The following is a 23741-nucleotide window of genomic DNA, read 5'->3' as shown; positions in this document are numbered from 1 at the left end:
GCGCCGCGATCCCGGACCGCCGGGCATCCGATGTGCGATTTCTTGCCCTGCGCGGTCCCGGCGCGCCCGTCAGGTCAAAGATGACTCGGGTGTTTCCCACCGCACGCCGTCGAATCGTCCGAAATCGCTGTCGTAACTGACTGTTCGTGCGCGATGCTCAACCGCCAGAGCGGCCAGGTGGGCGTCGTTGACAAGATTTGCTCCCGCCCCGACCTGCGACAGCAGCCCGGCCAGCACGTCGCTGCTCAGCGGCGACGGAAACAATCCATGCCGAGTCGTCAACCGCACAAATGCGAGCAGCGGCACTCGGGCCAGGCCGACGGTGTCGCCGCCGCAGCGCACCGTCGAGCCAGCGGCGAGAGGTCTCGTGGTCTGCGGCGGTGTTGACCGCGTAGAGCAGGACTCTGACCTCGCGCACCGCTCACAGGTGGTCTCGGCACGCCTCGGCACGATCGGTCTCCGCCAAACCGGTGCAGCCGACTTCAGGCCAGCAGCTCGAAGCGGAGCCGGTCAACATCGGCTTCGGTGATGGCCGCATCGCGCAGGTAGGCGTCCAGCGAGCCGTAGGTCTCATCGATGGTCTGCCGGGCGGCGGCCAGGTATTCGGGGCGCACACCGAGGACCTCGTCGGAAAGCCGCGCCTCGGTGAACGTCACCACCTCCGGGGTCAGTTGGGTTTCCGACCGCTGCCGGATCATCTCCATGATCTGGGCTCGAAGTTGTGGCGCGGCGTCGTTGCTGCGCAAGTAATCGGCGAGGATCGCCTCGCGGTCCAGTCCGATCGCTTCGAGCACCACCGCGATGATGAAGCCGGTGCGGTCCTTGCCCGCAAAGCAATGCGCTAACACCGAGCGTCCGGCTGCAAGCAGCGAAACAACCTGTCGCACAGCGCGTTGTGCCCCGGCGTAGGTGGGAAAGCGACGGTACTCGTCGACCATGTAGCGGGCAGCGGCGTCGGCGACCGACTCGGTGCTGGGCTTGTCGGTCATCAGCCGCTGGAACGCATGCTCGTGCGGGGGTTCGCCGTCAGACTCGACTTGGTCGGCGGCAAGGTCGGGGATGGGCAGCAGATGGATGTCGACGCCGTCGGGCACACGCCCGGGCCCGCGGCGCTCGACCTCGCGGCGAGAGCGCAAGTCGGCGACATCGGTGACGCCGAGCCGGCGCAGCGCTGCGCGGCCGTCGTCGTCGAGTCGGCTCAGCTCACCGGAGCGGAACAGCCGGCCGGGCCGCACACCGGCCGAGAGCGCGACATCGCGAAAGTTGACCGCGCCGGGCAGTTCCTGGATCTCGGTGGTCACTTGGTAACCGCCGCGGCGAAAACGCTTTTCTCACGGTTGATTTCGGCGCGGGCAATCGACCGCAAGTGGACCTCGTCCGGTCCATCGAAGATCCGCATGGCCCGATGCCAGCCATAGAGCCGGGCCAGCGGAGTGTCGTCGCAAACTCCTGCCGCGCCGTGCACCTGGATGGCGCGGTCGATCACATCACAGGCCACCTGCGGGGCCACCGCCTTGATCTGTGAGACCAGCAGGTGCGCTGCCTTGTTGCCATGCTGGTCGATGGTCCACGCCGCTTTCTCGCAGAGCAGCCGAGCCTGATCGATCTCATTGCGGGACTTGGCAATTGACTGCTGCACCACTCCATGTTCGGCCAGCGACTTGCCGAACGCCACCCGGCTGCGGGCCCGGTCGACCATCAGGGCCAGCGCGCGTTCGGCCGCGCCCAGGGCACGCATGCAGTGGTGGATGCGGCCCGGCCCCAGCCGGGCCTGGGCGATCGCGAAACCCGCACCCTCCTCGCCGAGCAGATTCGCTGCCGGCACCCGCACGTTGTCGTAGATCACCTCGCAGTGGCCGTGCTGGTCCTGCCAGCCGAACACCGGTGTGGAGCGCACCACCGTGACCCCGGGAGTGTCCATCGGCACCAGGATCATCGACTGCTGCCGGTGGGCCGCGGCGTCGGGGTTGGTGCGGCCCATCACGATGAGGATCTTGCAGCGCGGGTCGGCCGCTCCCGACGTCCACCATTTGCGGCCGTTGATGACGTAGTGGTCGCCGTCCCGCGCGATCGTGGTTTCGATGTTGCGGGCGTCGCTGCTGGCCACCGCAGGCTCGGTCATCGAGAACGCGCTGCGGATCTCGCCGTCGAGCAGCGGCTGCAGCCATTGCCGGCGCTGCTCCTCGGTGGCGAACAGGTGCAAAATCTCCATGTTGCCGGTATCCGGTGCCGCGCAGTTAAGCGCCTCGGGGGCGATCTCCACGCTCCAGCCGGTCAGCTCGGCCAGCGGCGCGTAGTCGACGTTGCTGAGCCCGGATTCGGCGGGCAGGAACAGGTTCCACAGCCCGCGCTCCTTGGCCTTGCGCTTGAGGTCCTCGACGATCGGCGGCACTGTGTGGTCGTGTGGGCCGGCGTCGCGGCGGTAGCGGTCGTATTCGGCCTCGGCGGGAAAGACATACTCGGTCATGAAGTCGGACAGCCGCTTGTGGTAGTCACTGGCCTTGGCCGACATCGCAAAATCCATGCCCGCCACGATAGGCGACCTGCTTGCGCCACGAGCGGACGCATCGATGGGCTGCATCGGCCCGGGGAGGAGCCGGGCCATCGGGTTAGGGTAGCGGAGCATCCAACGGCGCAGGAAAGTAGATGTACGTGCGATGACAGATACGCAGACGACGGTCGGAGTGGTCGCCGAGTCGGCTGAGGACGAGCGGCGGGTAGCACTGGTTCCCAAGGCGGTGGCACCGCTGGCGAAGAGCGGGATCGCGGTAATCGTCGAATCCGGTGCCGGGCAGCGGGCGCTGCTGCCCGACGAGCTGTACACCGGCGCCGGTGCCAGCATCGGCGACGCGTGGACCGCCGATGTCGTGGTCAAGGTGGCGCCGCCGACTCCTGACGAGGTCGCCCGGCTGCACCGCGGGCAGACGCTGATCGGCTTTCTTGCACCGCGCAGCCCCGACAGCCAGGTCGAGGCGCTGCGGGCCGCGGGTGTTCAGGCCTTCGCGTTGGAGGCCATCCCGCGGATTTCGCGGGCACAGTCGATGGACGCGCTGTCCTCACAGGCCAACGTCGCCGGATACAAGGCGGTCCTGGTGGCCGCATCCGAGTCGACCCGGTTTTTTCCCATGCTGACCACGGCGGCGGGCACGGTGAAACCGGCCACGGTGTTGGTGCTCGGCGTCGGGGTGGCGGGCCTGCAGGCGCTGGCGACGGCGAAACGACTGGGCGCGCGCACCACCGGGTACGACGTCCGGCCCGAAGTTGCCGACCAGGTGCGCTCGGTGGGTGCGCAGTGGCTCGACCTCGGGATCGATGCTGCCGGGGAGGGCGGCTATGCGCGCGAACTCACCGACGAGGAACGCGCGCAACAGCAGAAAGCGCTGGAGCAGGCGATCAGTGGGTTCGACGTGGTGATCACCACCGCTTTGGTGCCGGGTCGGCCGGCCCCGCGGCTGGTGACCGCGGCCGCGGTCGAGGGCATGAAGCCCGGCAGCGTCGTGGTGGATTTGGCCGGTGATGCGGGCGGAAACTGTGAATTGACCGAGCCCGGCCGCACCGTCGTCAAGCACGACGTCACCATCACCGCACCGCTGAACCTGCCCGCGACCATGCCCGAACACGCCAGTGAGCTCTACAGCAAAAACATCACCGCGCTGCTGGATCTGTTGATCAAAGACGGGAAGCTGGCGCCCGATTTCGACGACGAGGTCGTCGCGGCGGCATGCGTGACCCGGGGAGAGGACAGCTAGATGTATGACGAACTTCTGGCCAACGTGGCGATCCTGGTCCTAGCCGGGTTCGTCGGCTTCGCGGTGATTTCCAAGGTGCCCAATACGCTGCACACGCCACTGATGTCTGGGACCAACGCCATCCACGGCATCGTCGTCCTGGGAGCTCTGGTGCTGCTGGGGCGTATCGAGCACCCGTCGATCGCGTTGCAGATCATCCTGTTCGTGGCGCTGGTGTTCGGCACGCTCAACGTCATCGGCGGTTTCATCGTCACCGACCGGATGCTGGGCATGTTCAAAAGCAAAAAGGCTGCGCCCGTCAAGGCAGAAACGGATGGGCAAGGTCAATGAGCTACCTGGTCACGATCCTCTACATCATCTCGTTCGCACTGTTCATCTACGGGCTGATGGGTCTGACCGGGCCCAAGACCGCGGTGCGCGGCAATCTGATTGCCGCGGTGGGCATGGCCATCGCTGTCGGGGCCACGCTGATCCTGATCCGGCATACTCAGCAGTGGCCCCTGATCATCGCCGGGCTGGTGCTGGGTGTCGTGCTCGGGGTTCCCCCGGCCCGGTTGACCAAGATGACCGCGATGCCGCAGCTGGTGGCATTCTTCAACGGCGTCGGTGGCGGCACCGTCGCGTTGATCTCGCTGTCGGAATTCATTGAGACCGAGGGCTTTTCCGCGTTCCGCTACGGTGAAGCGCCGACGGTGCACATCGTGGTCGCCTCGCTGTTCGCCGCGATCATCGGGTCGATTTCGTTCTGGGGTTCGATCATCGCGTTCGGCAAGCTCCAGGAGATCATCCCTGGTCGGCCGATCGGCATCGGCACGGCGCAACAGCCGCTGAACGTGCTGCTTCTGGTGGCGGCCGTGGTCTGCGCGGTGGTCATCGGTCTTGGCGCCCGGCCGGGCAGCGGCGGGGTGCCGCTGTGGTGGATGGTCGGCCTGCTGGCCGCCGCGGGCGTGCTGGGTCTCATGGTGGTGCTGCCGATCGGCGGCGCCGACATGCCCGTGGTCATCTCGATGCTCAACGCGATGACCGGCCTGTCCGCCGCCGCCGCCGGTTTGGCGCTGAACAACACCGCGATGATCGTTGCCGGCATGATCGTCGGCGCGTCCGGTTCGATCCTGACCAACCTGATGGCCAAGGCGATGAACCGCTCGATCCCGGCGATCGTGGCGGGTGGGTTTGGTGGAGGTGGCGTGGCTGTCGGCGGCGCCGCCGGCGGCGACAAGCACGTCAAGTCCACGTCGGCCGCCGATGCCGCCATCCAGATGGCCTACGCAAACCAGGTGATCGTGGTGCCCGGCTACGGGATGGCCGTCGCGCAGGCGCAGCACGCGGTCAAGGACATGGCCACCTTGCTGGAGTCCCGTGGTGTCCCGGTGAAATATGCGATCCACCCGGTCGCCGGGCGAATGCCCGGGCACATGAACGTGCTGCTGGCCGAAGCCGAAGTCGACTACGACGCGATGAAGGACATGGACGACATCAACGACGAGTTCGCCCGCACCGATGTCACGCTGGTGATCGGCGCCAACGACGTCACCAACCCGGCCGCGCGCAACGAGCCGAACTCGCCCATCTACGGCATGCCGATTCTCAATGTGGACAAGTCGAAATCGGTGATCGTGCTCAAGCGGTCGATGAATTCCGGCTTCGCGGGCATCGACAACCCGCTGTTCTACGCCGACGGCACCACCATGCTGTTCGGCGACGCGAAGAAGTCGGTGACCGAGGTGACCGAGGAACTCAAGGCCCTGTGACGAGCAGACGCAGAATCGCACGTTCGGGCCCCGAACAGTGCGATTCTGCGTCTGCTCGCGGGCTCAGACCGGCGGGTACGCCGGCGGCGGGTAGCCCTGGCCGTCGGTGACCCCCCGGAAACCCCAGGTGAAGTAGTTGAAGAAGAATTCCAGCTCGTCGGAAAAGTCGTAGCTCGGATCCGGATCCATCCGGTCAGTCTAATCCCCTTCGTCAACCGCTTGAATAGACTGTCCAACTAGTTGATCGACACCGAAAGAGTAACCATGCCATCCGACATCCCTACGCCCAATGGGCTCTCCCGCCGCGAAGAGTTGCTGGCCGTTGCGACCAAGCTGTTCGCCGCGCGCGGTTACCACGGCACCCGGATGGACGACGTCGCCGATGTGGTCGGCTTGAACAAGGCGACGGTGTATCACTATTACGCCAGCAAGTCACTGATCCTGTTCGACATCTACCGCAGGGCCGCCGAGGGCACACTGGCCGCCGTCCACGATGATCCCTCTTTGACCGCCCGCGAGGCGCTCTACCAGTACACGGTCCGGCTGCTTACCGGGATCGCGAGCAATCCCGAACAGGCCGCGGTCTACTTCCAGGAACAGCCCTACATCACCGAGTGGTTCACCGAAGAACAGGTCGCCGAGATCCGCGAAAAGGAAGCTCAGGTCTATCACCACGTCCACGGCCTCATCGACCGCGGTATCGCCAGCGGCGAGTTCTTCGACTGTGACTCGCACGTGCTGGCGCTCGGCTATATCGGAATGACGCTTGGTGCCTACCGCTGGCTGCGCCCGAGCGGACGGCGCACCGCCAAGGAGATCGCCGCCGAATTCAGCACCGCGCTACTGCGGGGCCTCATCCGCGACGAGGCGGTCCGCGCGCAGTGGTCACTCGGCGACGACGTGAAAACGACCGATACCCGTGAGGTTTCGCTGCGTGTTCACAACACTGACGCGCCACCGTGTTGACCGGCGCTGTGCTCACCGACGGCACTGCGGCTTCAAATGCTTGTCGAGAAAGTCCAGTTGGTCGGCGACAACGCGGTCGAAGGCCTCGCCGACGTAGATATCGAAGTGGCCCTCCGGGTAGACCTTGATCTCGCCCCGAGGCGCCTTGGCGGCGTGTCGCACCGTGGTGTCGGCGGGTGCGACGGAGTCGGGTTCGCACACGCAGAACAAGATCGGGCAGGCGACCTTGCCGGCGGCGCGGCCCGGCCGGTAGGCGAGGACCTTGACGCCGAAGCGGGCGGCAACCTCGTTGCGGACCTGCACCCCTTCGGGCACCAGCCGCATGAAGCCCGGGTACGCGTCGGGTGCGGTCATCAGCGCGACCTCGCCCGGGTAGCCGACCACCGGCACCATCACTGGTGGCCTGCCGAGCCGGGCGCCCACGAGATCGCGCACCGCCAGCGCGGTAATGCGTGCGATGAGCAACGGGTTCACCGCACGCGCCGAGGCGATGCCGTCGGTGAAGGGACACTGCGCGACGACGGCCGCGATGCCCGGCAGCCTTGCCGCCGTCGCGATCACGTGCCCGCCGCTAAAAGACGTGCCCCACAAGCCAATTCGGTGACTGTCGAGGTCTGGCAAAGTGCGGGCGTAGGCCACGGCCGCGGCCCAGTCCTGCAATTGCATGCCGATGTCGAGCAGCTGCCGCGGCTCGCCCTCGCTGTCACCGAAGTTGCGGTAGTCGAACACCAGGCAGGCATAGCCGGCGGCGCTGAACCGCTCCGCGTAGGCGTCGAGCCGCATCCTGCGCACACCGCCTAGCCCGTGCGCCATCACCAGCAGCGGCGCGTCGCCGGTTGCTTGCGGTCGGTACAGCCACGCGCTGATCCGCTCACGGCCGGAGTGGAACACTACGTCGTCACGTCGCGCCATGATTCGCATCATTGCGCACCGTGTGATACTTCGACGCCATGACCGCAAGCGTGCTGCAGCAGCTGGTGGGGGTGGTGGGTCGACAGCATGTCAGCGCCGATCCCGACGTACTTGCCACCCGCAGCGTCGACTACACCGGCCGCTACCGCGGCCACGCCAGTGTGCTGGTGCGTCCCGGGTCCATCGACGAGGTGGCCGAGGTGCTGCGGGTGTGCCGCGGCGCCGCGGTCCACGTCACCGTCCAAGGCGGACGCACATCGCTGGTGGCCGGCACGGTTCCCGAGCACGACGACGTGCTGCTGTCCACTGAGCGGCTGGACACCGTCGGTGACGTCGACACCGTCGAGCGCCGCTTGCACGTCGGCGCGGGGGCGACGCTAGCGGCCGTGCAGCGGGCCGCCGGGGCGGCGGGACTGCTGTTCGGCGTCGACTTGGCCGCCCGCGACACCGCGACCGTCGGCGGCATGGCGTCGACGAATGCCGGCGGGCTGCGGACGGTGCGCTACGGCAACATGGGCGAGCAGGTGCTTGGTTTGGACGTTGCGCTGCCCGACGGCTCGGTGCTGCGCCGACGCAGCCGGGTGCGGGCCGACAACACCGGCTACAACCTGCCGGCGCTGTTCGTCGGGGCGGAGGGCACCCTCGGCGTCATCGCCGAACTTGATCTGCGGTTGCACCCCGTCCCGTCGCACCGGGTGACCGCGGTGTGTGGGTTCGCCGACCTGGGAGCGTTGGTCGGGGCCGCCCGGGTGTTTCGCGATCTGGACGGCATCGCGGCCCTGGAACTGATCGACGGCAGGGCCGGCCGCCTGATGGCCGAGCATTTGGGCGTAGCGGCGCCGGTCCGCGCCGAGTGGCTGCTGTTGGTGGAGCTGGCCGGCGATCACGACCAGACCGAACGGCTCGCCGGCGCGCTCAACGGGCTGCAAACATGCGGCGAACCGGCGGTCGGTGCGGATCCTGCTGCGCAGCAGCGGCTGTGGCGGACGCGGGAATCGGTGTCCGACGTGCTCGGCGTGTACGGACCGCCGCTGAAATTCGACGTTTCGCTGCCATTGTCGGCGATCAGCCGGTTCGCCCGCCAGGCGGCCGAACTCGTGCACCGACACGCTCCCGAAGCGCTACCGGTGTTGTTCGGTCACGTCGGCGAGGGCAACCTGCATTTCAACGTGTTGCGCTGCGCGCTGGAGCAGGAACGCCGGCTGTACGCGGCGATGATGGAATTGATCGCCGGCTGTGGTGGCAACGTCAGCTCCGAACACGGCGTCGGTAGCCGCAAGCGCGCGTATGTCACCATGTCACGCGAACCCGCCGATGTCGCGGCGATGCGCACGGTCAAGCACGCATTCGACCCGACCGGCTACCTCAACGCAGCGGTGCTGTTCGACTAGTCCGCGGCTTTGATGCCTACCGCGTGACGCAGCTGCGCCAAGAATTGGTCGGCATCGTCGCTTCTCACCATGTAGTGCGAGATCGCAATGCGAATCGCGGCCGCGGCCTTCACCGCGCCGCCGGGTCCGGGAAGCAGGCGTTGCAGTCCTTCCCGCATCTCGGGAATGACACGTGAGAACTGCGCGATGACATGCTCGGGCTCGATGTCGACCATGCGCACGCCGGAGTAGGAGTATTGGTAGTCGACGATGAAACGCAGCGCGGCGTCGAGCTTGTCGGCACCCTTGAGGCCGGCAGTCGCCCTGGCTAAACCGCTTTCGAACGTTTGCCGTTCGTAGCGTGAAAACGCATCCAGCAACTCCTCTTTGGAGGCAAACCACCGATACAGCGTCGGGCGTGACACGTGCGCTTGAGCGGCGACGTCGGAGAGGCTGAGTTTGCGTTTGCCGTTGCGGCTGATCACCTCGGCAGTGGCCGCAAGGATCCGCTGCCGGGTCGACGTGTCGGCCTCGGTGGTTGACGGGTGGTTCACAGTCGAAACTTTACAAACTGTAGGGGAAGTGTCACGCTGTTTTGGTGCCACTGTCTTGGTCCTTGGCGGGGGCCGTCTCGCCCGCAGATGACATATCCGATCACCAAATCCTAGCCGCTCGCCGTGGCTGAAGGAGGGCCCGCCGGGTGGAGCCAGTCCCAGCGCGCCGTCCTGGTGACCGCGGCATGGTCACCGGTGGGACGGGCAACCGCGGCGCGGTTGGCCCGCTGCGGCGATCTGGTGCTGATGGGCACCCGCCGGCCCGAGCTCTGTGAGCGGCTGGCCAGTCGTCTTCGAGCCCGGGGTGCGACGGCGTTCGCCGGCTACCTCGACCTCGCCGACACTTCGTCGATCGATCGGTTCGTCGAGTCCGCCCGCTATCTCATCGGTGGCGTGGACGTGCTGATCACCGATGCTGGCCTGTCAGCCGTCGACACGCACGTTTTTGGTGCGCAACACCTTGCCGCACAGGTGATTCCACCGATGGTCCGGCGTGGACACGGCGATGTGGTCCTACTCAGCCCGGAGCTTGTCGCCGGCGCAACACCACCGAGCATGGCGGTGTCGGCGACAGGCCGACGGGCGCTCGACTCCTGGGTCTCGGGCCTGGACGCCGAATTCGTCGGGAGCGGTGTGCGGGCGTCGATTGTCCGCTCGGCGCGGCCGGGCAGCGGGGTGGCACCGGGCGATGTGGCATGCATCATCGCGACGATGCTGGCGCCGGGCGAACCCAGCTACCTGCGGTTGGTCGAGGTCATCGCACATCGTGTCGCCTCGGCACCCGTGAAGGAGCGCAAGATTCGATGACCGCCGCCGGCCTGACCCGGGAATACAGCGCATCGGAGATCTCGACCCGCGGGAATCAGCCGTTCGCGGTTCGCGACGAGACCTTCGCCCGACTTCGGGCAACCGATGGCCTGATTGCCTGGGCAATCAACTGGCCAGGACCCAGCTGCGAAACCTCCTCCGCGAGTTGCTGTCTCGGCTAGGCAAGGTCGAATTTGGCGAACCGGAGTTCCTCCACAGCAGTTTCATCCACGGCATCAAGCGGGTCCGGGCGTTCGTCAGGTAGTGGTCAGCTCGAGCGCCGGCGCACCAGCACCGACTGCTGAATGGCGCCTATCGCCGCGCGTTCGTCGAACAGGGTGCCTACCGTAATGCCGATTCCGTCGGGGCCGTAGCTGGTTTCGGCGCGGATGCCGATCCACTCACCCGCGGGGATGCGGTGCACGTGGACCACGAGGTCGTTGTTAAGGAAGGTCCACTTGGTGATGTCAAGTTTGGAGCCGAGGCCGTTGGCGCAGTCGGCGACAGCGAAAAGCCGCTGCAGTGGCGTCATAGTCTCGCCCGTGACGAGGTCCACGGTCGGCCTGATCCACGATTCGCCGGGTCCCTCGTTGAGCGGCGCGGTGAGCCATCGCCAGTCGAGGCTGTGCACGTAGTTGCGGTCGAAGTCCCTTTCCAGGTTGCGGCTGGCGGCGCGGCTGAGCGGACCGATCGGCGGCGCCGACGCCCGCACCACGTCAGTGGTGTCGAGCTGCTGGAGTCGCCACCCGCTGGCGCGGGCGACGGGCCGGGGCTGCCCGTCCGGTCCGGGCCCCAGCATCTCGGCATTCACCAATTCGATCTGTTTGCCGGGTCTTTCGATGCGTGAGCGCACCCAGAACTCGCCCTCGGCCGGAACCGGTCCCAACAGGTCCACCACGACCCTGCTCAGCCGGGTGTCGTCGCGGCGAACACAACCCTCGAGCGACCGCACCAGCAGCGCCGACACCGGCGCCGCGTGCTGGATCGCCGCCGACCAGGTGCTGCGCACCAGATCGGTCGCCGTGAACTTCTCGCCCAGCGGATCGGCCGCGTCGATCAGCTCGTAATACGAATCAGTCATGCTTCGCCTTTCGCCGTCACGGCAGGCCGGCGCCGGGGATGTCGACGGTGACGGTGTCCAGCTGGGACAGACGGGTTCCTTTGAGCCGCTTGGGATACGCGTCGGGGCTCGACAACAAAAACAAGGTGCGACGGCCAAGTCCACCGAGGGTACACGCGATGGCCGCGCGTTCGCCGACGTCGATGCGGTCGGTCACCGCCCCGCCCGCGACGATCCGGTCGAACCGGTGTGCCAATGTCATCGCCGTCCACACACCACCGTCGGAGTCCAGGGCGATACCGTCGGGCGGACCGTCCAAACCCTCGGCGAACACCCGCCGATCGGCGAGGGCACCGTCGTCGGTGATGGTGAAGGTGGTCAGCCGCCGCCCCGTCGACTCCGCGACGATCAGGCTCCGACCGTCCGGCGTGATCACCATCCCGTTGGGGAACTCGAGATCCTCGGCGACGATGGCCACCGAGTTGTCGGGATCGAGGCACACGATGACGCCACCTTCGAAGGCCTGCGATCCGATGTAGGCGCGCCCGGCCGCGTCGACGACCATGTCCCCAAGGTCGGCGGGTACCGCCTCGGCGAGGTCGGCGATCGTCGTCACGGTGTCGCCGTCGTAGCGCAACACGACCCGGTCGTCGGTCGAGGTGATCAGTAGCGAGCCGTCAGGGCGGAATCCCAACCCTGACGGCCTGTGACCCGGCAGCGGCAAGGTCGTCATCGCGCCGCCCAGCGTGACGGTGTGCACCGCTTCGCCAAGCATGTCGGAAAACCACAGCAGCCCCTCAAACCACCGCGGCCCCTCCCCGAAACAGAAGCCGGCGGCCAACGGGGTCACCTGGTCAACGGGCAACGACATCGGCGGCATCCAACTCTCGTGCGACGGCGGTGTGGTAGGCGTCGATGTGGGCGGGGTTGACGATCCGGAAGAAGGTGTCGGGCAGCGGCGCGTGTTTGTAGGCCTCGATCGTCGTGCGGGTGAACAGCGTGACGTCATGGCCGGGTGTGGTGAAGTGATATTGAATCGTCATCCGCCCGTCCAGGCCGCCGTTACCGTCGCGGTCATGACCCAGACGGCCGACCGAATTGAAGACAAAAAGCTTGGGCTGCACGGCAATTGCCAGCTGCCAGGTGAAGATGCGGTTGGCGTCCGGGCCCGTCTCCGCCCAGGTGTCGCCGACCTGCAGCGGCAGCGTGCGGCGCAGGTTGGTGATGTGCGCGCTGCCGGGATAGGTCTTAGTCCAGTTCGCCGGGTTGGTGACGAAGCGGTAGACGGTCTCCGGGGAATGATGGAAGGCCGTCTGGGAGCTCGTGGTCACCATGCCCACCTGGTTGCCTCCCACGCGACGACGCCGGTCAGAGGTTTACAGAATAGCGTACAAGTGTCATGCCGCTTCCGGGGGTAACCTGCCCAGCGTGTACTTCTCGATCACCCACCCGATGCACAGTCACCCCTACCACCCGCAACTGGCATGCGGCGACGGTATTTCCGCGGTTGCGTCGGCGGCGGAAGCGGCTGGGTTCCACGGCTTCGGGTTTACCGATCACCCGGCTCCGACGCAGCGCTGGCTCGACGCCGGCGGTCACGACGCGCTGGACCCGTTCGTTGCGATGGGCTTCGCCGCGGCCCGAACCACGACGTTGCGGCTGATCCCGAACATCGTGGTGCTGCCGTACCGAAACCCGTTCCTGGTGGCCAAGTCCGGGGCGACGCTCGATCTGCTGTCCGGTGGCCGGTTCACACTGGCAGTGGGGGTGGGCTATCTGAAACGGGAGTTCGCCGCCCTCGGCGTCGACTACGACAAACGGGCCGAGCTCTTCGATGAGGCGCTCGAGGTGATCCGTGCGGTGTGGACCACCGACGAGATGTCCTTCGACGGTCGGCACTTCACCGCCCGGGGCATCACCGCGCATCCGCGCCCGGTGAGCCAGCCGCATCCACCGATCTGGATCGGCGGCAACACCGGGGCTGCGCGGCAACGCGTGGTCGAGCACGGTGACGGCTGGTGTCCGTTTCCCGCCCCTGCGACGCTGGCCCAGACCGCCCGCACGGCGACCATCGACTCGATCGAGCGCCTGGCCGCCGGTGTCGAGGATTTGCGTCGCCGCTTGGAAGCGGCCGGCCGGGATTGGACGGCGATCGACGTGGTATTCACCAACATCGACGGCGGCAGCCCGGCAGGCGACGACTTCAATGCCGACGCCTACCTGACCGGCTTGGACAAGCTGGCCGCGCTGGGCGTCACCTGGGTGCAGGTCGGCCTGCCGGGCGACAGCCTGGCGCACGTGCTGGAAACCATCGACCGGTTCCGGGCCCTGGTGATCGACGCGGCCCAGCCGTAAGCCTTTACAACTCTCGACGACAATGTCACGCTCGGCGTGTGACCACGGAATCTGAACAAACACATTGGTCGGTTACCGGCCTGCTGGACTTGTTCGACGTAGCGGCCGGCGAGGCCCACCGCTACACCGGCGACACCGGGATCGCCGGGGCGGACGAGCGGCAGGTGGTGGAGGGCACCCAGGTGCTGGCACAGGCGATCGTGGCGGTGGCCAAACGGTTTCCGGACAAGTCGGTGCGCTCGGCGCACGCGGTGTTCGCCCGGGCCGTCATGGTTGGCCCGCCCGTCGAATTCGACATCGATGTCGTGCACGAGGGCCGATCCACCGCCACGGCCGTCGTCACCGCGCTGCAGAACGGCCGGCGGTGCGTCACGGTGACCGCGCTGGCCGACGTCCCGTCGCCCGACGTCATCCGCCACCAGCTACCCCGTCCCGACGTGGTCCCGCCCGCTGCAGCGAACCCGTCGCCGATGCCGATGGCCGGGCGCGAAGTGCGACTGGTCGACGTCGTCGACGTCAACAGCCCCGACGAGGTGGGGCCGCCGGAGCTGTACGCCTGGGTGCACTACGACCCGATCCCGACCCGGGACGATTTGGCCAAAGCGTTGGTTGCCTATTTCACCGGCCACCTCGGGATCTCGACCACGATGCGCGCTCATGAAGGCATCGGCACCAGCCAGGCGCATCTGACGGTGTCCACCGCGCCGATGACGATCACGGTCAGCTTTCACGAGCCGCTGTCTTGGACCGGCTGGTTGCTGTACACCCACGAGAGCACTCAGGTCGGCGCGGGCATGTCATATGTGCGCGGCACCGTGCACACCGAAGAAGGTGAGCTGATCGCGTCGTTCGCCCAGGAAGCGCTGATCCGGCCGCTGCGGCAGACCGACACCGCGATCAAGGCCCAGGCGCGGCTATAACGGCGGATAAAGCGACAACCACGGAGAAATCCGCCGGCGCTCGCCGCGCTATGACGGCAGCTCCGCGGCGACGTCGGCCCGCGCTGGGTCGAAGCTGAGATAACCCTTGATCGGCAAGCTCTCCGGAGGCGGATCCGGGTAGCTCCACGCCACGTCCTGCACGATCGTGTCGCCGATGACGGCCGCCCAGTACGTCGCGAAACCCTTGTAGTTGCAATAGCTCGACGTATCCGTCGGCCGCAACAGATCCGTGCGCACCAGCGCGGGGTCGACGTAGAGCCGCGGTTCGAGCGCGGTCTCGAAGACGATGACGGTGTCGTCGGTGTCGACCAGCGTCGTGCCGGCGACGTCGACGCGCAGGCGTCGGCGGGTCGGTCGGCAATCGACGCGGTGGTAGGGGTTGGGCGGGTAGTGGACGAGCTTGCGCCCCTCTTCCAGCCAGGTGTCGACCGCATCCCACGGCACATGAACGAAGCCAGGCGCTTCCGGCACCGGCTCACTGGGTAGCTCGCCAACCGCGTCGGCGGGAAACGCATAGCTGAGCGGCGCATTCCGCCGATGCACCAGCACAGCCCGCTCGGTGTCGATGACGATCCGGTCACCGCGAAAACCCTGAACTCGCCGGTGATGTGGTTCGACGTACACCACGTGCTCGGGCAGCGGCGGCGACGACCACCCGGCGGGGTTGCTGCTCAGCGGGCCTCGCCCAGCGACCAGGCTCATCGTTCCTCCACGATTGAAGCTTACAAACCGTGGCGGCCCTGTAAACCACGTCAAGCCGACGGTTCGTGGCATGGTAGGGCCATGCCCGGACCACTGGAAGGCGTCAACATCGTGGAGCTGGGGGTGTGGGTGGCCGGCCCGGCCGCCGGCGGCATCCTCGCCGATTGGGGCGCAGACGTCGTGAAAATTGAACCGCCGACGGGCGACCCGGGGCGCGCGTTCGGCCGGATGCTGGGGCTCGATTTCGACACCAATCCGCCGTTCGAGATGGACAATCGCTCCAAGCGCAGCATCGTCCTCGACCTCACCACCGACGACGATCGCCGAACCGCATTCGAATTGCTCAGCGGGGCGGACGTTTTCGTGACGAACGTCCGCCCCGCCGCATTGCAGCGGCTCGGGTTGGACTACGAATCGGTGGCCGCGGCCTTCCCCCGGCTGGTTTACGGGCTGATCACCGGCTACGGCGACACCGGACCCGACGCCGACCGGGCCGCCTACGACATCGCCGCATTCTGGTCCCGGGCCGGGGTGGCCCATCTGCTCACCCGGCCCGGGGACACCCCGCCGTTTCAGCGCGGTGGCATGGGCGACCACATGGCCGGCATGACGCTGGCGGCCGCGATCTGCGCCGCGTTGCTTGCCCGCGGCCGAACCGGAGCCGGCCAGCTGGTAACCACGTCGCTGTATCGCCAAGGCGCCTACACGGTCAGCTTCGACATCAACACCTACCTGATGACCGGTCAGCCGATCGCCGTCGGGCACCGCGAATCGATGGCCAACCCGTGCATGAACAACTACACCGCCGGTGACGGGCGGCGGTTTTGGATCGTGGGCCTGCAGGGCGACCGGCATTGGCCGGCCCTTTGTCGCGTCGTGGGGCGCACCGACTGGCTGACCGATCCCCGCTTCGCCGACGGCCGGGCGCGCGCCGCCAACGCCGTCGAGCTGATCGCCCAGTTGGATGAGATCTTTGCCACCAAACCGCTTGACGAGTGGGCGCAGATCTTCACCGGCGAGCCGGAGTTCTTCTGGTCGCCGATCAACTCCGTCGAGGACGTCGTCGCCGACCCGCAGTTCCACGCTGCCGGCGGCCTGGTCGAGGTACCGGATCCGGGCGGCGCGGTCCCGATGGTCGCCACCCCGGCGGACTTCCGCGGCACCCCGTGGACGCCACGATCCACCGCGCCGCAGCTCGGTGAACATACCGGGGAAGTGCTCGCCGAGCTCGAAGCGCGCCGCCGTCGCGTATGACCATACTTTACAGATTCAGCTTGAACTGTCACGCTATGTGGGCCGGCTCACGTCTCGGCGTCGGTTGACGGAAAGCCGAAAGGATGCGATGACGACTTCCACCCTGGCGCTGGACCCGCATTCGGCGGAGCGCGTCAGCGATCCGTACGCTGCGGCGCTGAAGTATCGACTCGACGTTGTCGCGCACACGGTCGACGATGTCGTGCTCTCGGCTGGCGGATGGCTATACGACCGGGTGGCGGCCGGCTGGGAGGTGACCGTGCTGTTGCCGCAACACCGCGATATCCGGCCGTTGCAGATACTGGGCGTGCGGGCTGTCGAGCTGGAGTCCTGGTTGGCGGTGGTGCCGAGCACGGCATGGCCCAGCCAGGGATTGGCGGTTAGTGCCGATGTGTTCGCCGCCGATGCACGTGTCCGCGAGGTGGTGTTGGAAGCCCTGGACCGCCACTTCACCGAAGTCACACTGTGGGACGACAATTGGCCGTTGACCGTGGGGCGGCGGACGACCACGGTCCAGCATGTGCTGAGCGGGGCGGCGCGGGCGTTCAAGGCTCATGCGTTGGCAGCCGCCGGGATCTCCGGCCAGCCGGTCGGCCGCACAGAGACGTTGCTAAGCGACATGAAGCCGGGTTTGCCGGTGGAATCCGAGCTGGTCCCGCTGCACTGATGGCGGAGTTCTGCTACGACCCCTTCGACCCGATCGCGCTGCTGCCACGCTGATGTGGCGGTACTACCTGGGCCAAACACAGCCGTCGCCGGATTCGGTGCCTGCTCGATGCCGTCAATTCAGCGGTATGCCAGCGACTTTCATCAGCTGCCCCGAGGTCGACCCACTTCGCGACGAGGCGTTCGACTATCCGCTGCGGCGTCCGCTCGGCCCGCCTAGAAGGTGATCAGCTGCCGGACGGCGGTGCCGTCGGCGAGGCGGTCCATCGCGTCGTTGATCTCGTCGAGAGCGATCGTCGAGGAGACCAGCGACTCCACCGGCAGCCGGCCCGATCGCCAGAGCCGCACGAAACGGGGAATGTCGCGGCTGGGCACCGCGGAACCGAGGTAGCTGCCGATCAGCGTGCGGCCTTCTACGACAAGTCCTAACGGCGACAAGCTAATCCGAGCCTCCGGTGGCGTCAGCCCCACGGTGATTGTCCGCCCGCCCGCGGCGGTTAGCTCGATCGCCGTCTGCAACGCGGCGGCGTGGCCGGCAGCCTCGACCACCACGGCCGCCTTGACGCCGGCCTCAGTGGCCTGCTGCGGGGTGTAGGTCTCGTGGGCGCCGACGGCGCGGGCGGCAGCGAGCTTGTCCGGCAGTGGGTCGACCCCGACCACCCGAACGTCGTTGTGCGCCAGCGCGGTCAGCACGGCAGCCATACCCACGCCGCCGAGCCCGACGACGGCGACCGTCTGGTGCGGTCGCGGTCTACCGACGTTGAGGACAGCGCCGCCACCGGTCAGCACCGCGCAGCCGAGCAGTGCGGCAACGTTGGGCGGAACATCGGGGTCGACCGGCACCGCGCTGGCGCGGTTGACCACGGCCTGTGTTGCAAAGCCAGATACGCCGAGATGGTGGTACACCGGGCGACCTTCGCGGCTCAGCCGCATCGCGCCGCCGAGCAAGGTCCCGGCCGCGTTGGCGGCGCTGCCCGGTTCGCACGGGGTAAGGCCTTCGGTGGCGCAAGCCGGGCAGCGCCCGCAGCGCGGCAAGAACGCCATGACCACCCGCTGCCCCACCGCCACATCGCCAACCCCGTCGCCGACCTGTTCGACGACCCCGGCGGCCTCGTGACCGAGCAGCATGGGCACAGGTCGCACCCGAGTGCCGTCGACCACCGACAAGTCGGAGTGACACACCCCCGCGGCTTCGATGCGGACCCGTAACTCGCCCGCGGCTGGCGGCGCCAAATCCAACTCGGCCACATCGATGGGCTTCGATCGTGCGTAGGGGCGCGGCAGCCCGATGCGCTCCAGCACGGCGCCCCGAATTCGAAACATGTTGGAATACAACCATGACGTCGGTCCCGCCTACACCGGACAACCTCACCAGCCGCGACTTTCCGGTGCACTGGCCGGTGCTCACCCGATGGGCCGACAACGACATGTTCGGCCACCTCAACAACGCCGTCTACTACCAGCTGTTCGACACCGCGATCAACGGCTGGATCAACACGAACATCGAAGTGGATCCGGTCACCATGCCGGCACAGGGCATCGTCGCCGAGTCCGGCTGTCGCTACTTTTCCGAGCTGCACTTCCCGGAGCGGCTCGTCGTCGGGCTGGCGGTAACTCGGCTCGGGCGCACCAGTGTCACCTACCGGCTCGGCCTGTTTCGCGCTGCCGAGGAACTCACCGCCGACGAGCCGCAGACAGTCGCGGCGCTGGGGCACTGGGTGCACGTCTACGTCGATCGGGCCACCCGCAAACCGGTACCGATCCCCGACGCGATTCGAGCGCTGTTGTCGACGGCCTGTGTCAGTTAGTCGCCCAGTGCATCCACGTATGCTCAGCCAATGCCGTTCGTGAGCAAGACAGTCGAAGTTGCCGCCGACGCCGGCTCAATCATGGCCATCGTCGCCGACTTTGAGTCCTACCCACAGTGGAACGAGGAGATCAAAGGCCTCTGGGTGCTGGCCCGCTACGACGACGGGCGGCCCAGCCAGCTGCGCTTGGACATGGCTTGGCAGGGCATCGAAGGCACCTACATCCAGGCCGTCTACTACCCGGGCCCCACGCAGATTCAGACCGTCATGCAACAAGGCGACCATTTCACCAAGCACGAGCAGTTGTTCAGCGTGGTGGAGATGGGTCCGAAGTCGCTGCTGACCGTCGACATGGACGTCGAGACCGAGATGTCGGTGCCCAAGCCGATGGTGAAGAAAATGGTCAACGACGTGCTGGACTATCTGGCGGAAAACCTCAAACGCCGCGCCGAGCAGCTGGCCGCCAGTTCTTGACTACCTCCAGATTCCGGTGCGTTCGAGCTTCTGGATCAGTCGCTCTGCGCCGTCGGTGAACTGCCAGGTGGTGTGCTCGAGCACAGCGGCCTTGTCGCGACTACGCAGCGCGCTGATCAGCTGCCGGTGATTGGCTACCGCGGCAGCACCCCAGTCGGGGTCGGCGGCGTAGACCAATGCCGGCATGTAGCGCGCGGCATGCAGCAGAAAAAACGCCAGCTTGATCCGGCCGCTCGCTTGGTTGAAAACGCGGTGAAAGGCGAACTCCGCTGACGCGATCGCCTCGGTATCACCGGAGCCGACGGCGGCGGCCAGCTCCTCGTTGAGGTGTTCGAGTTCGTCGATTTCGGCGTCGGTGATCAGATCGGTGGCCGTGGCGGCGAGCTCCGTGGCGATCGTTGCTTGCAGCCAGAAAATGTCGTGGATGTCTTGACGGGTCAACGGCAACACGACGTGGCCACGGTGCGGTTCAAGCTGGACCATGCCCTCGCCGCGGAGCTTGAGCAGCGCTTCGCGCACCGGCGTGACGCTGACACCGAGCTGGGCGGCCGTTTCGTCGAGCCGGATGAACGTCCCCGGACGCAGCGTTCCGGACATGATCGCGGCACGTAGATGTCCCGCGACCTCGTCAGACAATTGCGCCCGGCGCACTGGTCGCCAGCTGCGCGGCTGGCGAACACGAGATGCGGCAACAGATGCGGAAAGTGGTGCGTTCACCTGCGTTTCCAGGGCTTGTCTTCGCGACGGTCAGGCCATAATGTGACCCACACAACACCATGTTTGATCAAATATCAACTTGCCGCCAGGGCGCGAACGACGACGAAGGGACACCACTACTTGACCGCGCTGATGACCGGCCAGACCGCCGCCTCCGCTGAGCAGCCTTACCTTTCCCGCCGCCAGAACTGGGTCAACCAACTCGAGCGCCATGCGCTGATGCAGCCGGATGCGCCGGCGCTGAGATTCTTGGGCAAGACGCTGACGTGGCTGGAGCTGCGGGGCCGAGTCGCGGCACTGGCCGGTGCCCTGAGCCGACGCGGGGTCGGGTTCGGCGACCGGGTGATGATCCTGATGCTCAACCGCACCGAGTTCATCGAGGCAGTCCTGGCCGCCAACATGATCGGTGCGATCGCGGTGCCGGTGAACTTTCGGCTCACGCCCGCCGAGCTCGCCTTCCTGGTGGCCGACTGTGAGCCGCGCGTCATGATCACGGAGCCCGTGCTGGCGACGGTGGCCAGCGCTGTCCGCGACAAGGAGCCCAGGCTGGGCATGATCGTCGTCGCCGGTGGTGCCACCGAAGACGGCCTGCTGGGCTACGAAGACCTGGTGAACGAGATGACCGGCGATCCACACCAACCCGTCGACATCCCCAACGACGCGCCGGCGTTGATCATGTACACCTCGGGAACGACCGGCCGACCCAAGGGCGCGGTGCTGACCCACACCAACCTGACCGGGCAGACGATGACCGCGCTCTACACCCACGGCGTCGACCTCAACAACGACGTCGGTTTCATCGGCGTGCCGCTGTTCCACATCGCCGGGCTCGGCAACATGCTGACGCCGATGTTGCTCGGGATCCCCACGGTGATCCATCCCCTCGGGGCGTTCGACCCCGGACAGCTGCTGGATGTGCTGGCGGCGGAAAAAGTCACCGGCATCTTCCTGGTGCCCGCACAGTGGCAGGCGGTGTGCGCCGAACAGCAGGCCAATCCGCGTGAGCTTCGGTTGCGGGTGATCTCCTGGGGAGCGGCACCGGCGTCGGACACGTTGTTGCGGCAGATGTCAGAAACCTTCCCCGGCGCCCAAATCCTCGCGGCATTCGGTCAGACCGAAATGTCGCCGGTCACCTGCATGCTGCTCGGTGAGGACGCCATCAGAAAACGTGGATCGGTCGGCAGGGTCATCCCGACGGTCGCCGCCCGGGTAGTTGACGACGACATGAACGACGTCCCGGTCGGTGAGGTCGGCGAAATCGTTTATCGCGCACCAACATTGATGAGCGGCTACTGGAACAATCCGGAAGCGACCGCGGAAGCGTTCGCGGGTGGCTGGTTTCATTCCGGTGACCTGGTGCGAATGGACGACGAGGGCTACGTCTGGGTCGTCGACCGTAAGAAGGACATGATCATCTCCGGCGGAGAAAACATCTACTGCGCAGAGGTGGAAAACGTCCTGGCCAGTCATCCCGCCATCGTCGAAGTTGCCGTTATCGGCCGAGCTGACGAGAGGTGGGGCGAAGTTCCCGTCGCGGTCGCAGCCGTCAATCGAGACGACCTGCGGCTCGAAGACATTGACGAATTCCTCGACGGTCGGCTGGCGCGCTACAAGCACCCGAAGGGTCTGGAAATCGTGGATGCACTGCCGCGTAACCCGGCCGGAAAGGTGCTCAAGACCGAATTGCGCAGACGGTACGGCGCCGCGACGAAGCCCGACCCGGACGCCGAAAAGAGCTGTCCTACAGCCAGAACAGGAAATTGACGATGATGGCAATTTCACTATGGCGGCGACGGAGGGTCAATTGTGCGGATTGCGGTGTACGCGCCGCGGGCCATCGGGTACAGTCCTGTGGTCTCTCTTACTACCTGTGAGTAGGGAGGCGGCGGTCACACACCGAGGGTCGGGGCAAGGAGGAGGCGTGCGACATCAACCGCCGCTACACCTGGGAGCTCGCGGTTTGATGGTGAGGGGGCAGCAGTGACGACGACGCAGCCGCGGCTCACCGACTATGTCCGCGATCAACTGGGTCCGCCGATCACCCTCGTCGGTGGCTTTTTCCGGATGTGTGTGCTGACCGGCAAGGCGTTATTTCGCGTCCCGTTCCAGTGGCGCGAGTTCATCCTGCAGTGCTGGTTCATCATGCGGGTCGGCATCTTGCCGACGATCGCGGTGTCGATCCCGCTCACCGTGCTCCTCACCTTCACGCTCAACGTTCTATTGGCTCAGGCCGGGGCCGCCGACATCTCCGGGGCCGGTGCGGCGATCGGTGCGGTCACCCAACTGGGTCCGCTCACCACGGTGTTGGTGGTGGCCGGTGCGGGTTCGACCGCGATCTGCGCTGACTTGGGCGCGCGGACCATCCGCGAAGAGATCGACGCGATGGAGGTGCTCGGCATCGACCCGATCCACCGACTGGTGGTGCCTCGCGTGCTGGCGGCCACCGTGGTCGCCACCCTGCTCAACGGCCTGGTGGTCATGGTGGGTCTGGTCGGCGGCTACATCTTTGGTGTCTACTTGCAGAACGTGTCGGGTGGCGCCTACCTCACCTCGCTGACTTTGATCACCGGCTTGCCAGAGGTGGTCATCGCGACCGTCAAGGCCGCCGTGTTCGGACTGATCGCCGGGCTGGTCGGCTGCTACCGGGGCCTGACCGTGCGGGGTGGCTCCAAGGGACTGGGCACCGCGGTCAACGAGACCGTGGTGCTGTGTGTGGTCGCACTGTATGCGGTCAACGTCATCCTGACCACCATCGGTGTCCGTTTCGGAACGGGGCGCTGACATGTCGACGATCCAGGTGCTGCGCGCGCGCTTCCCGCGAGCAACTGCCAACCTCAGCCGCTACGGCGGTGCCGCGGGTCGCGAACTGAGCCGGGTCGGACAGATGGCCTGGTTTGCGGTGGAAGGCGCGACGGGGTTTGCCTGGGCGCTGCGGCATTACCGCCGGGAGGTGCTGCGGCTGATCGCCGAGATCGGGATGGGCACCGGCGCGATGGCGGTCGTCGGCGGAACGGTCGCGATTGTTGCCTTCGTGACCCTGTCCGGTAGTTCGCTGGTCGCCATCCAAGGCTATGCGTCGCTCGGTTACATCGGTTTCGACGTGTTCACGGGTTTTTTCGCCGCGTTGATCAACGTGCGCATCGCCGCGCCGGTGGTGACCGGCGTAGCGCTCGCGGCCACTGTCGGCGCCGGCGCGACGGCCGAGTTGGGCGCGATGCGGATCAGTGAGGAGATTGACGCGCTGGAGGTGATGGGCATCAAGTCGATCGCGTATCTGGTGTCTACCCGCGCGTTGGCTGGCCTGATCGTGATCATTCCCCTGTATGCGGCGGCGATGCTGATGTCGTTCATCTCCCCGCAGCTCGTCACCACCGTGTTGTACGGCCAACCCTCGGGCACTTACGACCACTATTTCCGGTCATTCCTGCGTCCCGAGGACGTCCTGTGGTCGTTCGTGGAGGCAGTCATCATCGCCGGGCTGGTCATGCTCACCCACTGCTACTACGGCTACACGGCCAGCGGCGGCCCGGTCGGCGTGGGTGAGGCAGTCGGGCGGTCGATGCGGTTCTCGCTGGTCTCTGTCCAGGTCGTTGCCCTCTTTGCTGCGTTGGCGCTCTACGGCGTCAACCCGAACTTCAACCTGACGATGTAGCTG

The 23741-nt window shown here is 66.6% G+C and carries 26 protein-coding genes and 2 pseudogenes; 16 read left to right on the top strand and 12 right to left on the bottom strand.

All coding sequences use genetic code 11. The annotated features are described in order from the left end of the window. Positions 1-69 precede the first annotated feature (69 nt). The 3 genes and pseudogenes from MHEC_RS23170 to MHEC_RS23160 all read right to left on the bottom strand — a co-directional run bounded on the left by MHEC_RS23170 (position 70) and on the right by MHEC_RS23160 (position 2512). Positions 70-418, bottom strand: a pseudogene (locus MHEC_RS23170) (PIN domain-containing protein). 64 nt (positions 419-482) lie between these two features. Further along, positions 483-1301 carry a tyrosine-protein phosphatase gene (locus tag MHEC_RS23165; RefSeq protein ID WP_048890408.1) on the bottom strand — a complete coding sequence of 273 codons (819 nt, stop codon included), beginning with the start codon at positions 1299-1301 and terminating at the stop codon, positions 483-485. After that, a complete protein-coding gene (locus tag MHEC_RS23160; protein ID WP_048890540.1) occupies positions 1298-2512 on the bottom strand; it encodes an acyl-CoA dehydrogenase family protein in 1215 nt (404 codons plus the stop codon). The genes MHEC_RS23165 and MHEC_RS23160 overlap by 4 nt, the downstream gene beginning before the upstream one ends. Positions 2513-2657: 145 nt before the next feature. Between MHEC_RS23160 and MHEC_RS23155 the strand changes: the two genes are divergently transcribed. Genes MHEC_RS23155 through MHEC_RS23145 form a run of 3 tightly spaced genes read left to right on the top strand, consistent with a single transcriptional unit; the run spans position 2658 to position 5500 of the window. Further along, on the top strand, positions 2658-3749 hold the full coding sequence (locus MHEC_RS23155; RefSeq protein ID WP_048890409.1) for a Re/Si-specific NAD(P)(+) transhydrogenase subunit alpha: 1092 nt from the start codon (positions 2658-2660) through the stop codon (positions 3747-3749). Next, a complete protein-coding gene (locus tag MHEC_RS23150) occupies positions 3750-4079 on the top strand; it encodes an NAD(P) transhydrogenase subunit alpha part 2 (protein WP_048890410.1) in 330 nt (109 codons plus the stop codon). Next, positions 4076-5500 carry an NAD(P)(+) transhydrogenase (Re/Si-specific) subunit beta gene (locus tag MHEC_RS23145; RefSeq protein ID WP_048890411.1) on the top strand — a complete coding sequence of 475 codons (1425 nt, stop codon included), beginning with the start codon at positions 4076-4078 and terminating at the stop codon, positions 5498-5500. Before MHEC_RS23150 ends, MHEC_RS23145 begins: the two co-directional genes overlap by 4 nt. A 63-nt stretch (positions 5501-5563) precedes the next feature. Here the strand turns inward: MHEC_RS23145 and MHEC_RS23140 are convergent, their stop codons facing one another. Continuing rightward, positions 5564-5689 (bottom strand): hypothetical protein, encoded by a 126-nt coding sequence (locus tag MHEC_RS23140; protein WP_152967018.1) that lies wholly within the window; start codon positions 5687-5689, stop codon positions 5564-5566. A gap of 75 nt (positions 5690-5764) precedes the next feature. On the opposite strand from MHEC_RS23140, the gene MHEC_RS23135 reads away from it, so the two are divergent. Further along, entirely contained in the window at positions 5765-6466 is a 702-nt protein-coding gene (locus MHEC_RS23135) for a TetR/AcrR family transcriptional regulator (RefSeq protein WP_048890412.1), read from the top strand. Between the two features lie 12 nt (positions 6467-6478). On the opposite strand, the gene MHEC_RS23130 is transcribed toward MHEC_RS23135, so the two are convergent. Then, entirely contained in the window at positions 6479-7378 is a 900-nt protein-coding gene (locus MHEC_RS23130) for an alpha/beta hydrolase (protein WP_048890541.1), read from the bottom strand. Between the two features lie 50 nt (positions 7379-7428). On the opposite strand from MHEC_RS23130, the gene MHEC_RS23125 reads away from it, so the two are divergent. Beyond that, entirely contained in the window at positions 7429-8769 is a 1341-nt protein-coding gene (locus tag MHEC_RS23125; RefSeq protein WP_048890542.1) for an FAD-binding oxidoreductase, read from the top strand. Here MHEC_RS23125 and MHEC_RS23120 read toward each other — a convergent pair. Next, a complete protein-coding gene (locus tag MHEC_RS23120) occupies positions 8766-9302 on the bottom strand; it encodes a TetR/AcrR family transcriptional regulator (RefSeq protein WP_048890413.1) in 537 nt (178 codons plus the stop codon). The genes MHEC_RS23125 and MHEC_RS23120 overlap by 4 nt on opposite strands. Positions 9303-9425: 123 nt before the next feature. Here MHEC_RS23120 and MHEC_RS23115 point away from each other — a divergent pair, with 123 nt between their 5' ends. Both MHEC_RS23115 and MHEC_RS24610 read left to right on the top strand, forming a co-directional pair. Continuing rightward, positions 9426-10109 carry an SDR family NAD(P)-dependent oxidoreductase gene (locus tag MHEC_RS23115; RefSeq protein WP_082169634.1) on the top strand — a complete coding sequence of 228 codons (684 nt, stop codon included), beginning with the start codon at positions 9426-9428 and terminating at the stop codon, positions 10107-10109. 115 nt (positions 10110-10224) lie between these two features. Further along, a pseudogene (locus MHEC_RS24610) lies at positions 10225-10374 on the top strand (cytochrome P450); the annotation flags it as partial. Positions 10375-10377: 3 nt separating this feature from the next. Here the strand turns inward: MHEC_RS24610 and MHEC_RS23110 are convergent. From MHEC_RS23110 to MHEC_RS23100, 3 genes are read right to left on the bottom strand one after another with little or no spacing between them, the layout of a single operon-like run. Then, positions 10378-11190 (bottom strand): thioesterase family protein, encoded by an 813-nt coding sequence (locus MHEC_RS23110; protein WP_048890416.1) that lies wholly within the window; start codon positions 11188-11190, stop codon positions 10378-10380. Positions 11191-11206: 16 nt separating this feature from the next. Further along, positions 11207-12040 carry an SMP-30/gluconolactonase/LRE family protein gene (locus MHEC_RS23105; RefSeq protein WP_048890543.1) on the bottom strand — a complete coding sequence of 278 codons (834 nt, stop codon included), beginning with the start codon at positions 12038-12040 and terminating at the stop codon, positions 11207-11209. Further along, positions 12024-12509, bottom strand: a complete 486-nt coding sequence (locus MHEC_RS23100; RefSeq protein ID WP_048890544.1) for a polyketide cyclase — start codon at positions 12507-12509, stop codon at positions 12024-12026. The genes MHEC_RS23105 and MHEC_RS23100 overlap by 17 nt, the downstream gene beginning before the upstream one ends. 88 nt (positions 12510-12597) lie before the next feature. Between MHEC_RS23100 and MHEC_RS23095 the strand changes: the two genes are divergently transcribed. Both MHEC_RS23095 and MHEC_RS23090 read left to right on the top strand, forming a co-directional pair. Then, positions 12598-13524, top strand: coding sequence for an LLM class F420-dependent oxidoreductase (locus MHEC_RS23095; RefSeq protein WP_048890417.1), 927 nt, complete (start codon positions 12598-12600; stop codon positions 13522-13524). A gap of 38 nt (positions 13525-13562) precedes the next feature. Continuing rightward, on the top strand, positions 13563-14444 hold the full coding sequence (locus MHEC_RS23090) for an acyl-CoA thioesterase (RefSeq protein WP_048890418.1): 882 nt from the start codon (positions 13563-13565) through the stop codon (positions 14442-14444). A gap of 48 nt (positions 14445-14492) precedes the next feature. Here the strand turns inward: MHEC_RS23090 and MHEC_RS23085 are convergent, their stop codons facing one another. Further along, positions 14493-15167 (bottom strand): DUF427 domain-containing protein, encoded by a 675-nt coding sequence (locus MHEC_RS23085; protein ID WP_048890419.1) that lies wholly within the window; start codon positions 15165-15167, stop codon positions 14493-14495. Positions 15168-15248: 81 nt separating this feature from the next. Between MHEC_RS23085 and MHEC_RS23080 the strand changes: the two genes are divergently transcribed. Further along, the gene (locus tag MHEC_RS23080) at positions 15249-16421 is read left to right on the top strand and encodes a CaiB/BaiF CoA transferase family protein (protein WP_048890420.1); all 1173 of its coding nucleotides are present in this window, start codon (positions 15249-15251) and stop codon (positions 16419-16421) included. An 88-nt stretch (positions 16422-16509) separates the two neighbouring features. Next, entirely contained in the window at positions 16510-17088 is a 579-nt protein-coding gene (locus MHEC_RS23075; protein WP_082169635.1) for a hypothetical protein, read from the top strand. A gap of 215 nt (positions 17089-17303) precedes the next feature. On the opposite strand, the gene MHEC_RS23065 is transcribed toward MHEC_RS23075, so the two are convergent. Then, the gene (locus MHEC_RS23065) at positions 17304-18410 is read right to left on the bottom strand and encodes an alcohol dehydrogenase catalytic domain-containing protein (protein ID WP_201399646.1); all 1107 of its coding nucleotides are present in this window, start codon (positions 18408-18410) and stop codon (positions 17304-17306) included. Between the two features lie 14 nt (positions 18411-18424). On the opposite strand from MHEC_RS23065, the gene MHEC_RS23060 reads away from it, so the two are divergent. Beyond that, positions 18425-18895 (top strand): acyl-CoA thioesterase, encoded by a 471-nt coding sequence (locus MHEC_RS23060; RefSeq protein ID WP_004571634.1) that lies wholly within the window; start codon positions 18425-18427, stop codon positions 18893-18895. Between the two features lie 30 nt (positions 18896-18925). Beyond that, on the top strand, positions 18926-19369 hold the full coding sequence (locus MHEC_RS23055; RefSeq protein WP_004571635.1) for an SRPBCC family protein: 444 nt from the start codon (positions 18926-18928) through the stop codon (positions 19367-19369). Here the strand turns inward: MHEC_RS23055 and MHEC_RS23050 are convergent, their stop codons facing one another. Beyond that, positions 19370-20086, bottom strand: coding sequence for a GntR family transcriptional regulator (locus tag MHEC_RS23050; RefSeq protein WP_039890417.1), 717 nt, complete (start codon positions 20084-20086; stop codon positions 19370-19372). A 132-nt stretch (positions 20087-20218) separates the two neighbouring features. Between MHEC_RS23050 and fadD5 the strand changes: the two genes are divergently transcribed. The 3 genes from fadD5 (at position 20219) to MHEC_RS23035 (ending at position 23738) form a co-directional block, all read left to right on the top strand. Next, complete coding sequence (gene fadD5 / locus MHEC_RS23045; protein ID WP_201399667.1) at positions 20219-21850, top strand: fatty-acid--CoA ligase FadD5; 1632 nt, start codon at positions 20219-20221, stop codon at positions 21848-21850. A gap of 300 nt (positions 21851-22150) precedes the next feature. After that, positions 22151-22867: an MlaE family ABC transporter permease gene (locus MHEC_RS23040; RefSeq protein ID WP_372507325.1), complete on the top strand. Its 717-nt coding sequence runs from the start codon at positions 22151-22153 to the stop codon at positions 22865-22867. A gap of 1 nt (position 22868) precedes the next feature. Continuing rightward, the gene (locus MHEC_RS23035; RefSeq protein ID WP_004571639.1) at positions 22869-23738 is read left to right on the top strand and encodes an MlaE family ABC transporter permease; all 870 of its coding nucleotides are present in this window, start codon (positions 22869-22871) and stop codon (positions 23736-23738) included. Positions 23739-23741 lie beyond the last annotated feature (3 nt).

Origin of the sequence: Mycobacterium heckeshornense, assembly GCF_016592155.1 — a bacterium.
GTDB classification, from domain to species: Bacteria; Actinomycetota; Actinomycetes; order Mycobacteriales; family Mycobacteriaceae; genus Mycobacterium; species Mycobacterium heckeshornense.
The sequence above is the reverse complement of the archived record's forward strand: the minus strand, read 5'-3'. Positions and strand labels throughout refer to the sequence as shown.

What these genes read in the sequence shown, in the direction of transcription:
- MHEC_RS23160 (WP_048890540.1), bottom strand. Translation starts at nt 2,512, where the DNA reads ATGTCGGCCAAGGCCAGTGACTACCACAAGCGGCTGTCCGACTTCATG.
- MHEC_RS23055 (WP_004571635.1), top strand. Translation starts at nt 18,926, where the DNA reads ATGCCGTTCGTGAGCAAGACAGTCGAAGTTGCCGCCGACGCCGGCTCA.
- MHEC_RS23140 (WP_152967018.1), bottom strand. Translation starts at nt 5,689, where the DNA reads ATGGATCCGGATCCGAGCTACGACTTTTCCGACGAGCTGGAATTCTTC.
- MHEC_RS23040 (WP_372507325.1), top strand. Translation starts at nt 22,151, where the DNA reads ATGTGTGTGCTGACCGGCAAGGCGTTATTTCGCGTCCCGTTCCAGTGG.
- MHEC_RS23150 (WP_048890410.1), top strand. Translation starts at nt 3,750, where the DNA reads ATGTATGACGAACTTCTGGCCAACGTGGCGATCCTGGTCCTAGCCGGG.
- MHEC_RS23035 (WP_004571639.1), top strand. Translation starts at nt 22,869, where the DNA reads ATGTCGACGATCCAGGTGCTGCGCGCGCGCTTCCCGCGAGCAACTGCC.
- fadD5 (WP_201399667.1), top strand. Translation starts at nt 20,219, where the DNA reads ATGACCGGCCAGACCGCCGCCTCCGCTGAGCAGCCTTACCTTTCCCGC.
- MHEC_RS23085 (WP_048890419.1), bottom strand. Translation starts at nt 15,167, where the DNA reads ATGAGCCTGGTCGCTGGGCGAGGCCCGCTGAGCAGCAACCCCGCCGGG.
- MHEC_RS23130 (WP_048890541.1), bottom strand. Translation starts at nt 7,378, where the DNA reads ATGGCGCGACGTGACGACGTAGTGTTCCACTCCGGCCGTGAGCGGATC.
- MHEC_RS23065 (WP_201399646.1), bottom strand. Translation starts at nt 18,410, where the DNA reads ATGTTTCGAATTCGGGGCGCCGTGCTGGAGCGCATCGGGCTGCCGCGC.
- MHEC_RS23145 (WP_048890411.1), top strand. Translation starts at nt 4,076, where the DNA reads ATGAGCTACCTGGTCACGATCCTCTACATCATCTCGTTCGCACTGTTC.
- MHEC_RS23135 (WP_048890412.1), top strand. Translation starts at nt 5,765, where the DNA reads ATGCCATCCGACATCCCTACGCCCAATGGGCTCTCCCGCCGCGAAGAG.
- MHEC_RS23155 (WP_048890409.1), top strand. Translation starts at nt 2,658, where the DNA reads ATGACAGATACGCAGACGACGGTCGGAGTGGTCGCCGAGTCGGCTGAG.
- MHEC_RS23105 (WP_048890543.1), bottom strand. Translation starts at nt 12,040, where the DNA reads ATGTCGTTGCCCGTTGACCAGGTGACCCCGTTGGCCGCCGGCTTCTGT.
- MHEC_RS23080 (WP_048890420.1), top strand. Translation starts at nt 15,249, where the DNA reads ATGCCCGGACCACTGGAAGGCGTCAACATCGTGGAGCTGGGGGTGTGG.
- MHEC_RS23110 (WP_048890416.1), bottom strand. Translation starts at nt 11,190, where the DNA reads ATGACTGATTCGTATTACGAGCTGATCGACGCGGCCGATCCGCTGGGC.
- MHEC_RS23060 (WP_004571634.1), top strand. Translation starts at nt 18,425, where the DNA reads ATGACGTCGGTCCCGCCTACACCGGACAACCTCACCAGCCGCGACTTT.
- MHEC_RS23075 (WP_082169635.1), top strand. Translation starts at nt 16,510, where the DNA reads ATGACGACTTCCACCCTGGCGCTGGACCCGCATTCGGCGGAGCGCGTC.